This window comes from Streptomyces sp. LN549, assembly GCF_043203805.1.
In the GTDB taxonomy this organism is placed as follows: Bacteria; Actinomycetota; Actinomycetes; order Streptomycetales; family Streptomycetaceae; genus Streptomyces.
Genome location: NZ_JAZHRI010000002.1, coordinates 1,729,312 through 1,741,332 on the forward strand (window position 1 = coordinate 1,729,312; position 12,021 = coordinate 1,741,332).

Genomic DNA, 12,021 nt, shown 5'->3' on the forward strand with positions numbered 1-12,021 from the left:
GTGCTGTGGTGAACCGTTCTAACGGGGTGAACGCAGTTCCCGCCTGAGGATCTTCCCACTTGCCGTCTTGGGAAGTTCCGTCAGGATCTCGACTTCGCGCGGGTACTTGTACACGGCAAGCCGTTCCTTGCAGTACGCACCCAATTCGCCGGGTTCGACCGAGGCGCCGGGCCGCAGACTGACATAGGCGCGGACCGTCTCGCCGCGATAGGCGTCGGGGACGCCGACGACGGCGGCCTCGCGCACGGCCGGGTGGGTGTAGAGGACGTCTTCCACCTCGCGCGGCCAGACCTTGAAGCCGGAGGCGTTGATCATGTCCTTCTTGCGGTCGACGACGTAGAGCCAGCCCTCGCGGTCCATGAAGCCGATGTCGCCGGTGCGCAGCTCGCCGTCCGGGAAGGCGGTGGCGGTGGCCTCGGGCAGCCGCCAGTACCCGGTGACGACCTGGGGACCGCGCACCGCGATCTCGCCCTGCTCACCGAAGGGCACGTCGGCCCCGTTCTCGTCGATGATGCGCACGACCGTGTCCGGGCCGGGCACGCCGACCGAGAGGGTGCCGGAGACCGGATCGACGGGCGCCTCGCGCTCCGGTGGCACCGCGGCGCAGGGAGCGGTGCATTCGGTGAGTCCGTAGCCGTTGCGGATGTACGGGCCGAAGCCCGCCCGGAACTTCTCGACGAGCGCGGGCGGAAGCGGTGCGCCGCCGGAGGAGATCACCTGGAAGGAAGCGAAGTGCTCGGGCGTGACGCCGGGGGTCGCGGCGAGCGCCATGAAGGCGGTCGACGGGCCGACGGTGTAGGCGGGGCGGTGCTCGGCAAAGGCGTCGAGGACGACACCGGGGTGGAAGCGGTACGCCAGGACCAGGGTGCCCGCGTTGGCGAGGCAAACGGCCAGCTGGCAGACCATGCCGGTGATGTGGAAGAGCGGGGCCAGGGCGAAGTAGGAGGAGCCCTCGGCGATGGGGTGGCCGGTGCGCTGGCGCTCGGCGTTGACCATGATGTTGCCGTGGGAGTTCATGGCGCCCTTGGGGGTGCCGCTGGTCCCGGAGGTGTAGCTGATCAGCGCCACGTCGGCGGCGGCGAGCTCCCGGCCGGCGGGGGCTGCGAGACCCTTGCGGGCCACGGTCACCAGGTCGTCGGCGTCTGCGGCCGGCAGCCGCTCGAAGCCGAGGACACGCTCGTCGTTCTTCGTCTGGAGGTCGAGCTCGCAGGCGGTGACGGCGATCCTGACGGACGGGGCGCCGGCCACGGTGTCCCGCAGATACGCCTCCCAGGCCCGGTCGGAGCAGATCAGCGCCGTGACCTCTGCGTCCTTCAGTACGTGGCCGACCTCGGCGGACTTGTACATCGGGTTGAGCGGGACGACCGTCGCCCCGGCCTTCCAGGCGCCGAGCAGCGCGAGGACGAACTGCGGCGAGTTCTGCAGCATGATCGCGACCCGGTCGCCGCGCCCCAGTCCCCGGGCGGCGAGGTGGCCGGCCACGGAGTCGGAGAGCGCGTCGGTCTCGGCGTAGGTGAGGCGTCCGTCGAAGTAGGCGAGCGCCGGATGCCCGGGGGCCCGGGCCACGGAGTCACGGAAGGCGTGCACCAGGGTCTCGGCGGGGCTGACGGGGGCCCGCTGGGCCTCGCTGAGCAGCGGGAGCCAGGGCTTGGCCGCGTAGATCGACTCGCTCATGCGCCGGTCTCCTCCCACTTCCGCTGGAGGTGGTTCATATTGCCGAGCCAGTGGTCGGTGTCCTTGGTGCGGGCCCGGTAGTAGCCGGCGACCTCGGGGTGCGGCAGGACGAGGAAGCGGTCCGCGGCCATGGCGTCGAAGAGGGCCTCGGCGACGTCCTCGGGCTCGATCGCGCTGGGGGCGAGGACGAGCTTCCCGGCCGATCCGGCGGCGGTGAGCATGTCGGTGCGCACACCCTGCGGGCAGATCGCGTGGACCTTGATGCCGCGGTGGCGGTAGGTGAGCGAGAGCCACTCGGCGAAGGCGACCACGCCGTGCTTGGTGACGCTGTACGGCGCCGCGCCGATCATCGTCAGCAGTCCGGCGGCGGAGGCGGTCGAGACGAACCTGCCGCTTCCCCGCTCCAGCCAGTCCGGGAGCAGCGCCCTGGCCGCGCGGACGTGGGCCATCACATTGACGTCCCAGGCCGCGGCCCAGACCTCCTCGTCGGCGAAGACGTCGCCGGGCGAGGCGAGGCCCGCGTTTGCGCAGTAGACGTCCACGGTGCCGTCCAGGGCGTCCCGCGCGGCGTCGACGATCTGCGAGGCGTCGCCGGCGACCGCGGTGCCGCCGATCTCCTCGGCGAGTGCCTTGATCCGGCCCTCGTCGAGGTCGTTGACCACGACCCGCGCGCCCTCAGCAGCGAATCTGCGGGCCAGCGCGGCTCCGATGCCGCCCCCGGCCCCCGTGACCACTACGCCCGCGCCCTGCACCGTACTCATCGGTCCCGCCTCTCTCAGCCGACTGCAACGGCAGACTAACCGGTCGGTATGTCGTCGGGGAAGGGGTCTGGGCCGCTCATCCGCCACTCCGTGCACAGCCGCCCCGTCCGGCACGTTCCCTGCGGCCCTCACGCGCGCTAGCGTGCGTGACCATGACAGACGTCGCGATCATGGAGGTAGCCGAATGAGCCTGTCCAGGCGTGGATTGCTGGCCGCCGGCGGTGCGGTGGGAGCTCTCGCGGCGACCGCCGCTTCGGCCGGACCCGCAGCCGCCCTCCCCTCGTCCGGCAAGGGGCACGGCGCCGGCCACGGCCGGCTCCGCACCGGCTTCGACCGCCTGGCGGCGGACGGATACGCGCTGCTGAAGGGGCAACGGGTCGGCGTCGTCACCAACCCGACCGGGATCACCTCCGACGTCCGGCACATCGTCGATGTGATGCACCCTGACGAGCGGGTGAACCTGACCGCCGTCTTCGGCCCCGAGCACGGCTTCCGCGGCACCGCGCAGGCGGGCGGCTCGGAGGGGCGCTACGACGACCCGGCGACCGGGCTGCCGGTCTACGACACGTACCTGAAGAGCGGTCAGGCCCTCGCCGACGTGTTCACCGCGTCCGGCGTGGACACGATCGTCTTCGACATCCAGGACGCGGGCGCCCGCTTCTACACGTACATCTGGACGCTGTACGACTGCCTGGAGGCGGCGGCCCTCGCGGGCAAGAAGTTCGTCGTGCTGGACCGGCCGAACCCGGTGACGGGTCGGGCGGCGCTCGGGCCGGTGCTCGACCCCGCGTTCGGCACCTTCGTGGGCCGCCGGGAGATCGCGCAGGCGCACGGCATGACGGTCACCGAGCTGGCGCTTCTGTTCAACGGGGAGTTCCTGGCGGACCGTCCGGCCGAGCTGGAGATCGTGAAGATGTCGGGGTGGTCGCGCTCGGACTTCTTCGACGAGACCGGGCTGCCGTGGGTGCCGCCCAGCCCCAACATGCCGACGCCCGACACCGCACTGGTCTACTCGGGCACCTGCCTCTTCGAGGGCACCAACCTCTCCGAGGGGCGCGGCACGACGCGGCCGTTCGAGCTGCTCGGCGCGGAGGGCGTCGACCACACCTGGGCGGCCGCCGCGAACGCGCTGGACCTCCCCGGAGTGGCCTTCCGCGAGGCGTACTTCGCGCCGACGTTCTCCAAGTTCCAGGGCAAGACGGTGGGCGGGGTGCAGGTGCACGTCCAGGACCGCGAGGTCTTCGACCCGGTGCGCACCGGCATCGCGCTGCTGGTGACCGCGAAGCAGACCTGGAGCGGTTTCGCCTGGCGCCCGGACAACTGGATCGACAAGCTCACCGGCAACACCCGGGTCCGCACGATGATCGACGCGGGCGCCGACACGGACGAGGTCGTGGGGGCGTGGGCGCAGGACCTGGCCGCGTTCCGGGCCGTGCGCAAGCGGTACCTGCAGTACCGGTGAGGCGCACCGGGCGGGCCCGCACACGCGGGCCCGCCCGGTGAACTCGCCCCAGGTCCTCTCGTCCGGATCAGGCCGGGCTCGCGGGGTCCGGCACGCTCCCCAGTCCGTCCTGATCCGGACGAAAGGCCCTATCGGTGGGCCGGGAACTCCACCACCTGTTGGTACGTCGGGCGGTTCTGCCAGTGGATCGCCTTCTGCGTGATCCCGCCCAGCGCCCGGTGGATGATCGAGTCGGTGCACCACTGCTCACCGGCCTTGCAGCTGCCGTCGGCCGGGTACACCTCGGCCGCCGGCACCGCCGCCGCCTGCTTCAGCGTGGACAGCAGCGCCGCGCGGCAGCTGCTCAGATCGCCGTTGCCGCAGTAGGACCTGGCGAGCGGCCCCTTGACCGGCTGGCCCAGCACCTGGCGCAGGTCCTTGTCGGCGAAACCCCACCAGCCGTACTGGAACGCCGAACCGCTGTGCGCGCCGCTCGGCCCGTGGCTGGCCGCCGGGGACTCGTCGGTGGCGAGGTTCGCGGTCAGCGCCCCGTACAGATCGTCACCGAGCCCCGGCTTGAACTCCGCCTCGATCAGCTTCGGCCACCAGGCGTCCATGATCCGCACCGCGTCGGCGTAGGTGTACGCGTGCGAGCCCGGGCTGCTCTCCTTGCGCTGGGCACCCGACGCCCGCCAGGAGTCCAGTTGCTGGACCACCGCGTTCAGGTCCGGGTCGGTGACCGGCTGGGAGCGGATCACCTTGAGCAGTTCGGGCAGCAGCTGCTCCCCGCGCAGATCGGTGAGGGCCGCGTCCGCCATCGCCCGGGTGAGGGAGGCGCGGGTGACACCGCCCTCCTCCACCAGTTTCGACACCCGGTCGTCGAGCAGGTCGGCCCGGTGCACCGCGCTGAGCCCGAAGCCCGCGGAGGCGTACCCCTCGGCCTGCTTGTTGTTCCAGGAGACGTAGTAGTCCTGGCCGCTGGAGTGCGGGTGCTCGGCGAAGGGGGTGTAGGCGGCGGTGTTGGCCGCCGGGTCGTAGCCCTGCCACTCGTACGCCTTCTCGGCCCTGATGGGCAGGGCCGGGTCGACGCCGGCCGCGCGGACCGGGTTCATGCCGCTGTTGTAGTAGGCCGCGGTGCGGGAGTCGGCGTAGAACCAGTTGAAGGCGTAGTCGATGTTGCCCGCCGCCTGCTGGAAGGAGGCGGCGTCGGTGACGTAGGACGGGTCGTTGAGCATCTGGAAGCCGATGATCGAGTCGGCCTCGTGCCGGTAGGTGGTGCGCAGGGTCGTGTAGGCGACCGGTTTGCCGTCCACCGTGGCGCGGTGGGTGACGATGCCGTAGCCGGTGCGCCACACCTGCATCCGGTAGGAGCCCTTCGCCGTCGAGTCGGCGACGGTCGGCTTCCAGGAGTTGGAGCGCTCCAGCTTCTCCATGGCGGTGCAGTCACCGCGGTAGAGGTAGTGCGTGGAGGCCTTGGTGGGTGCGGAGCCGTCGGGTTCACACAGGTCGACGGCGTACGTGTCGGTGATGTCCTGGCCCGCTGAGGTGGCGCTCCAGGCGTAGTCCTGCCCACGCCCCATCTGGATGTACATGCCGACTCCGGCGAAGGAGACACCGCGGGCGCTGATGCCGGGCCCCTGGATCTCCTGAAGCATCATCAGCTGCGGGGCGAAGTAGCCGGTCTGCGGGCCGAACACGGCGACCGGGTTCCCGCTCGCGGTCGATGTGCCGGAGACCAGGAGGGCGTTGGACATGCCGCGCTTCTGGGCGCCGGAGCCGGAGCCGGGGAGCGAGCCCTCGGGGATGACTCCGTCGTCGTAGATGCCCTGGACCTTCTTGAGCGTGGCCGGCGCCTTGACGGGGGCCTTCGCATTGGTGCCCGCGGAGCCGGTGCGGTCGTGGATCAGCGGCTCGGTGGTGACGGAGCCCGGATCGGGCAACGCCGTCCCCACGGCCTTGTCCGGCCTGTTCGCGTACGGGAAGGAGGTGCCGTCGTGGACGGTCAGCACGGCCTCGGGGTCGTTGCGCTGGCGGAACGACTCCCAGACCTTGGTCCCCTCGGCGACGCCGTACTTCTGCTGGGCCGACAGCAGGGACAGCGCCGCCTGCACCTCGCCGCCGCCACCGCCACCGAACTGGCCGCCGACCACCGAGGCGATCGAGATCAGGTCGGTGAGCTTGAACGGCTGGATCTCACCTATGTTGGTGATGGAGTCGATCTTGCCCGTGAGGACGTACTCACCGGGGAAGTAGCGGCCCTTCTTCGACTTCTCCCGGTAGGAGTTGATGCCGTCCACATAGGCCTGCGCATCCGCCATGGCCTGTTCGCCGCGGGGGCCCTCATGGGTTCTGATGTACTCGACCTGGGCCTCCAGATCGGCCTCGGTGTACGGGGCCTGTGGCCAGAACTGCTGCTCCAGGCCCTGGTTGGCCAGGGCGCCGCCGGCGAACGAGGTCAGTTCCCCGCGTCCGATGTGACGGAAGAGGTCCATCAGCCACAGCCGGTCCTGACCGGCGGCGAATCCGGCACCGAACTCGGTTCCGTAACGGGTGGTTCCCTTGATGTGCGGGACGCCCGACACCTTGTCCCGGGTGATGGTGACGTCGTCGCGGGGCGAGGTGACGGACTCGACCTGGTCCTTCGCGACGCCGAAGGAGGCGTCGTTGAAGAAGTCGTTCAGCTTCTGGTCGGTGAGGCCCGTGTGCCCGGCCACCAGGCCGTCGTAGCGGTCGAGCTGGTCGTCGCTGTGCGCCGGATGGGTGCCGAACGCCTTGTTGCCGAGGATCTCGACGAGGGTGGCGTTGCCGTTCTCGCCGGGCGGCAGGATGTCGTCGCACTGCCCCTGGCAGTAGTCGACGACGGGGACGGGGTCCGGCTCGGCGGCGCCCGCATGGGGTGCGGAGGCCAACAGGGACGAGCCGAGGGCGAGAACGGCCGCGACGGTGGCGGCTCCTGTCCTGCCGGTGCGTACGGACATGCGGGTGCGTGGGGGCATGCGTGCTCCTCGGAGAGGCCGATACGCCGGAGGTTACCGGCGGTATGACCCGTCGGTAAGGTGAACATCGGTCACCTTTTCCGAATCGCCACATTCCGCCGCATGACGAGCCGTCATCTCATCAAGTGGACCAACTCGTCATTGGATGGAGCCGATCCGGGCAGTCGTACGTCCATTCACTGACGCCGAAGTGCGGGCGACGGAGTACGAGCGACGGAGGTGGCGGCGCAATGGCCGGTTTCCGGAGTCTTGCGAGACAGGTCCGCGATCCGCGGAGCGATCTGGCACTGCGGCGGTACTCGCTGCGCAAATGCCTGGAACGCTTCGCACCGTACGGCCACCGGGCGACCTGGGATCACCTGTGCGTCCGGCACGGGATAGGCCCGGAGGACCGGGCACCCGACCCGGCGCGACTGATGCGCGCGCTGGAGGAACTGGAGAAGGCGCGGGCAGTCTGGCTCGGGTACGAGGCGGGGTTCGCCGAGCGCCGCAGGCGGGAGAAGCACGACGGACTGCGCCGGCCGGGCGCGTTCGACGACTGGCACCGGCGCACCTGGGGCGGGAACGGGGTCGCACGGTGCGGCGACCCGGCCGTCCACCCGGCGGCGCCCCTCGCCGACGTGCTGCTCCGGCTGATCTCGGCCCTGGAGTCGGAGCCGGGTACGGACTGCCCGGTGTGCACCCGGGCCCGCATCGTCTGGCGGCAGGACCTGGACAGCGAGCCGTGGTCCGGTCCGGTCTGCACCGGGTGCGGGATCGTGGTGCCGCAGCCCGTACTCACCCCCGACGCGCTGGCCAAGGCACGGCGTTCCCGGCTCGGCGATCTGGCGACGATCTCCTGAGGCGCGGATGCCCGTCCGGCGCCCGGAGGCCGCCGGACGGGCATCCGCGAACCCACCAGGGAGCTCAGCACCCTCCTGCGGACCGGTTCGCCTCCTTGAGCTCCGGCATCAGGCGCGAACCGCTGATCCGGTCACCGGAGACGTCGTCCGGGTTGGAGAGCACACAGGTGTCCAGCGACAGGCAGCCGCAGCCGATGCAGTCGGTGAGGTGGTCGCGCAGCCTGCCCAGCTGCCGGATCCGCTCGTCCAGCTCGGAGCGCCACGCCGCGGAGAGCCGGGCCCAGTCGTCCCGGTTCGGGGTGCGCTCCTCCGGGAGCTCGGCCAGGGCGTCACGGATGGTTGCCAGCGGGATGCCGACCCGCTGCGCCGCGCGGACGAAGGCGACCCGGCGCAGCGCGTCCCTGGTGTAGCGGCGCTGGTTGCCGCTGGTGCGGCTGCTGCTGATCAGGCCCTTGGCCTCGTAGAAGTGCAGGGCCGAGACCGCGGCGCCGCTGCGCGCGGAAAGCTGGCCGACCGTGAGTTCATGGAGTGTCTGTGGGATCTGGGGCACTCATCGAACCCTACGCGGCCCTCTCCCACCCGGTCCGTCGTTGACAGGAACGCACCCGCCAAGCATGCTGAGCAAGCGCTTAGACATGCTGGCAATCGAGGGCGACGCCACCCCTGATCGCCGGTCGGACAGGCGACCACGGATGGCCGAGAGCGGGAAGGCAGGGACCAGGGACATGGCAGAGCCGAGGATCTTCACGTCCGCGCAGGAGCTGCGCGACGGTGTGGGCGAGCAGCTGGGGCACAGTGACTGGCTGGAGGTCGACCAGAAGAGGATCGACCTCTTCGCCGAGGCCACCGGCGACCACCAGTGGATCCACGTGGACCCGGAGCGCGCCGCGGCCGGGCCGTTCGGCACCACGATCGCGCACGGCTATCTCACACTCTCGCTGCTGCCGGCGCTCGTACCGCAGGTCATGCAGGTCGAGAACACGAAGATGGGCATCAACTACGGGACCAACAAGGTCCGCTTCCCCTCGACCGTGCCCGTCGGCTCCCGGCTGCGGGCGACGGCCGTCCTGAAGAGCGTCGAGGAGGCGGGCGGCGGCGTGCAGGTCACCGCCGTCGTCACGGTCGAGCGCGAGGGCGGCGAGAAGCCGGCATGCGTCGCCGAGTCGGTGTCACGCTTCTACTTCTGAGCTGAACGAGGGCGTTGTCCGGGGCCCCTGCCAGGGCCGTGGACAACGCCCTTCCCGGTGCCCGGGGCGGCCGCGTCAGCGCTTGGCCGCGACCATCCGCAGCACGAGCCCGGCGTACAGTTCGCCCACCTCGTCCGGCGTACGGCTGCCCTGCGCGTTGAACCACCGCGCCACGTCGATGCAGAGCGAGAGCACGGCGAGCGCGGTGCCGGGCACGTCGGAGACGTCGAACTCCCCCGCTGCCACGCCCTCGCCGATGATCCGGCGCACGGCCGCATCGCTCCTGCGGCGCAGTTCGACGATCTCGGTGCGGTGCTCATCGCCGAGCGCATCGAGCTCGTACTGGACCACGCGTGCGGTGGTGTGCCGCTCGGCGTGCCAGCGGACGAAGGCCTGCACCGCACCGGCAAGCCGCTCGGTGGCCGTGCCCTCGCCGTCGGCGGCTGATTCCAGGAGCGTCAGGGCCCGGTCGTGACCGATCCTGCTGATCCGGTGGAGCAGCTCTTCCTTCGTCTTGTAGTGGATGTAGAGCGCGGCGGGGCTCATTCCGGCGCGGCCGGCGATGTCCCGGGTGGTGGTCGCGTGGTACCCGCGCTCGGCGAAGGCGTCGACGGCCGCGACGAGGAGCCGCCGGGCGGCCTCGGGCGTCACTTCGGCCCACGGCGTGTTCTCGCCGTCGGTCTCCTCCGCCGTGCTCATCGTCGGTCGCCCCTCTCAGTCAGCAGGACGCACACCATACCCCGATCCTGAGCAAGCGCTTAGAAGACCGAGGGGTGAGATGGTCAACGCTGCTGGAAGGGGTCGTGCTCCGCGAGGATCTTCTCCAGCCGGGCCTGATCGACCCGGCTGATGATCTGGCCGGCCTCCTGCCGGTCCCGGATCACCTTGGCCAGTGTGAAGGCGGACGTGACGAGGTAGAGAACCCCGATGGCGAGGAAGCCGCGGACCCAGCCGTCGGCGTCGAGAAAGTAGATCCCGAGGGCGACCGCCCCCATCGCCAGCCCGAAGGACGCGACGGCCTGTCCGTAGAAGGCGGCGGTGCTCTGCTGCTTGACCGATGTCGTCTCACTCATGCCGCCCAGCATCGGCCGGCGTGGCGCACACCACATCCGCCCGCGTACTCAGACCGGTACTCAGACGCCCGTTCGGCTCACGCGGGACTCAGAAGGCGGAGACCCCCGTCAGGGCGCGGCCGATGATCAGCTTCTGGATCTGACTGGTGCCCTCGTAGAGCGTCATCACGCGGGCGTCGCGCAGCAGCTTGCCGACCGGGTACTCGTCGATGTAGCCGTAGCCGCCGAAGACCTGGACGGCGTTGTTCGCGGCGCGGACGGCGGCCTCGGAGGCGAAGAGCTTCGCCTGGGACGCGGCGGTGGCGAAGGCCTCGCCGCGGTCGATCAGGTCGGCCACCCGCCAGGTCAGCAGGCGGGCGGCGTCGACGTCCACGGCGATGTCGCTGATGAGCTCCTGGACGAGTTGGTAGCTCGCGATCGGCTTGCCGAACTGCTCGCGCTCGCCCGCGTATCCCACGGCCGCGTCCAGGGCGGCCTGCGCGATGCCGACACAGCCGGCGGCGACCGACATCCGCCCCTTGGCCAGCGCGGACATGGCGATGGAGAAACCCTTGCCCTCGGGACCCATGAGGGCGGTGGCGGGGACACGGACGTCCTCCAGCACCAGCTCGGCCGTCGCCTGGCCGCGCAGACCGAGCTTGCCGTGGATGGTGCGCCGGGTGAGGCCGGGGGTGTCGGTGGGCACCAGGAAGGCGGATACGCCCTTGTGGCCGGGGGTGTCGTTGGTGCGGGCGAAGAGCAGCACCACGTCGGCCCAGGTGCCGTTGGTGATGAACATCTTGCTGCCGTTGATGACATAGTCTCCGCCACCCTCGGCTCCGCTCGAGCGGGAGGCACCCCCTCCCTCGCGCACGGCCCTCGTCGTCAGGTTCCCCGCGTCCGACCCGGTACCGGGCTCGGTGAGGCCGAAGCAGCCGACCGCGTCCCCGGAGGTCAGCCGCGGCAGCCACTGCCGCTTCTGCTCCTCGTCGCCCCACGCGGCGATGGTCTTGGCGACCAGCCCCAGGGAGACCGAGACGATGCCGCGGACCGAGGAGTCACCGCGGCCGAGCTCCTCGGTCACCAGGCAGTACGAGAGGTGGTCGCCACCCGAGCCGCCGTACTCCTCGGGGACCGTCAGCCCGAGGAAGCCGAGAGAGCCCAGCTTCTTCACGATCGACTTGTCGACGTTCTCGGCCCGGTCCCACTCGACCACGTGCGGGGCGACGTCGCGGGCGACGAAGTCCTTGGCGAGCTGCCGGACGGCTGCCTGCTCCTCGCTGAGCTCCAGGTTCATCCTTCGACTCTCCACGTTAATTAGCACTGCTAGTTTTAGGTGCGCAGGGCCTACTATGTGCCGCATGGCCCGCCCGCGCAAGCCCCTCCTCAGCAGAGTCCGCATCGTCGAGACGGCGAGCGCCCTCGTGGACGCCGAGGGGCTCGACGCGGTCTCGACCCGCCGTCTCGCGGCCGAGCTCGGAGTCAGCGGGCCGTCGCTCTACAACCACTTCCGCAACAAGGACGAGATCCTGGACGCGGTCGCCGACTCCGTCTCCGCGCAGGTCGATCTGTCGATGTTCGACGAGTCCGACCCCCGCGACTGGCGGGCCGCGCTGCACGACTGGGCCGTCTCCTACCGTGCGGCGCTCAGCGCGCATCCGCACATCGTCCCGGTGCTCGCCCAGGGCCCCGGCCGCCGCCCGGCCGGCCTGCGGGTCGCCGACGCCGTGTTCGGCGCGATGGTCCGCGCGGGCTGGCCACCCGCCCAGGCCACCTACATCGGGGCCCTGATGCGCTACTTCGTCACCGGATCGGCTCTCGGCTCGTTCGCCCGGGGCTTCGTGGACGACGAGACGGCGTACGACCCGGCCGACTATCCGCACCTGGGTCAGGCACATCTGCTGGCGGAGCGCCGCCAGAAGGTCGACGAGGGGGCCTTCGAGACGGGGTTGCGGGCCCTGATCGACGGGCTCGCCCTCCAGTACGCGCCTCCCGCGCAGGGCGTGCGTTAGAGCGCTGCGCCGGCCGCGTCCGCCTGCCCGCAACTATTCGGTGGGCACCGAACTGT

The 12,021-nt window shown here is 70.7% G+C and carries 11 protein-coding genes; 4 read left to right on the forward strand and 7 right to left on the reverse strand.

Going from position 1 to position 12,021, the window contains the following annotated elements; all coding sequences use genetic code 11:
* Window positions 1–18 precede the first annotated feature (18 nt).
* Together SH922_RS07650 and SH922_RS07655 are read right to left on the reverse strand one after the other, a co-directional pair.
* A complete protein-coding gene (locus SH922_RS07650; RefSeq protein ID WP_393056259.1) occupies window positions 19–1,674 on the reverse strand; it encodes a class I adenylate-forming enzyme family protein in 1,656 nt (551 codons plus the stop codon).
* Complete coding sequence (locus SH922_RS07655) at window positions 1,671–2,435, reverse strand: SDR family oxidoreductase (protein ID WP_393056261.1); 765 nt, start codon at window positions 2,433–2,435, stop codon at window positions 1,671–1,673. Before SH922_RS07655 ends, SH922_RS07650 begins: the two co-directional genes overlap by 4 nt.
* 184 nt (window positions 2,436–2,619) lie before the next feature.
* Here SH922_RS07655 and SH922_RS07660 point away from each other — a divergent pair, with 184 nt between their 5' ends.
* Entirely contained in the window at window positions 2,620–3,897 is a 1,278-nt protein-coding gene (locus tag SH922_RS07660) for an exo-beta-N-acetylmuramidase NamZ domain-containing protein (protein WP_393056263.1), read from the forward strand.
* Between the two features lie 128 nt (window positions 3,898–4,025).
* Here the strand turns inward: SH922_RS07660 and SH922_RS07665 are convergent, their stop codons facing one another.
* On the reverse strand, window positions 4,026–6,872 hold the full coding sequence (locus tag SH922_RS07665) for a penicillin acylase family protein (protein WP_393056265.1): 2,847 nt from the start codon (window positions 6,870–6,872) through the stop codon (window positions 4,026–4,028).
* Between the two features lie 230 nt (window positions 6,873–7,102).
* On the opposite strand from SH922_RS07665, the gene SH922_RS07670 reads away from it, so the two are divergent.
* The gene (locus SH922_RS07670) at window positions 7,103–7,714 is read left to right on the forward strand and encodes a hypothetical protein (protein ID WP_393056267.1); all 612 of its coding nucleotides are present in this window, start codon (window positions 7,103–7,105) and stop codon (window positions 7,712–7,714) included.
* A gap of 64 nt (window positions 7,715–7,778) precedes the next feature.
* On the opposite strand, the gene soxR is transcribed toward SH922_RS07670, so the two are convergent.
* Entirely contained in the window at window positions 7,779–8,264 is a 486-nt protein-coding gene (soxR, locus tag SH922_RS07675) for a redox-sensitive transcriptional activator SoxR (RefSeq protein ID WP_393056270.1), read from the reverse strand.
* Window positions 8,265–8,439: 175 nt separating this feature from the next.
* Between soxR and SH922_RS07680 the strand changes: the two genes are divergently transcribed.
* Window positions 8,440–8,901 carry a MaoC family dehydratase gene (locus SH922_RS07680; RefSeq protein WP_326735322.1) on the forward strand — a complete coding sequence of 154 codons (462 nt, stop codon included), beginning with the start codon at window positions 8,440–8,442 and terminating at the stop codon, window positions 8,899–8,901.
* A 75-nt stretch (window positions 8,902–8,976) separates the two neighbouring features.
* Here SH922_RS07680 and SH922_RS07685 read toward each other — a convergent pair whose 3' ends face one another.
* The 3 genes from SH922_RS07685 to SH922_RS07695 all read right to left on the reverse strand — a co-directional run bounded on the left by SH922_RS07685 (window position 8,977) and on the right by SH922_RS07695 (window position 11,250).
* Window positions 8,977–9,600, reverse strand: a complete 624-nt coding sequence (locus tag SH922_RS07685) for a TetR/AcrR family transcriptional regulator (RefSeq protein WP_393056272.1) — start codon at window positions 9,598–9,600, stop codon at window positions 8,977–8,979.
* Between the two features lie 83 nt (window positions 9,601–9,683).
* Window positions 9,684–9,974, reverse strand: a complete 291-nt coding sequence (locus tag SH922_RS07690; protein ID WP_393056274.1) for a YiaA/YiaB family inner membrane protein — start codon at window positions 9,972–9,974, stop codon at window positions 9,684–9,686.
* Between the two features lie 88 nt (window positions 9,975–10,062).
* Window positions 10,063–11,250: an acyl-CoA dehydrogenase family protein gene (locus SH922_RS07695; protein ID WP_393056276.1), complete on the reverse strand. Its 1,188-nt coding sequence runs from the start codon at window positions 11,248–11,250 to the stop codon at window positions 10,063–10,065.
* Window positions 11,251–11,314: 64 nt separating this feature from the next.
* Between SH922_RS07695 and SH922_RS07700 the strand changes: the two genes are divergently transcribed.
* Entirely contained in the window at window positions 11,315–11,965 is a 651-nt protein-coding gene (locus tag SH922_RS07700; protein ID WP_393056278.1) for a TetR/AcrR family transcriptional regulator, read from the forward strand.
* Window positions 11,966–12,021 lie beyond the last annotated feature (56 nt).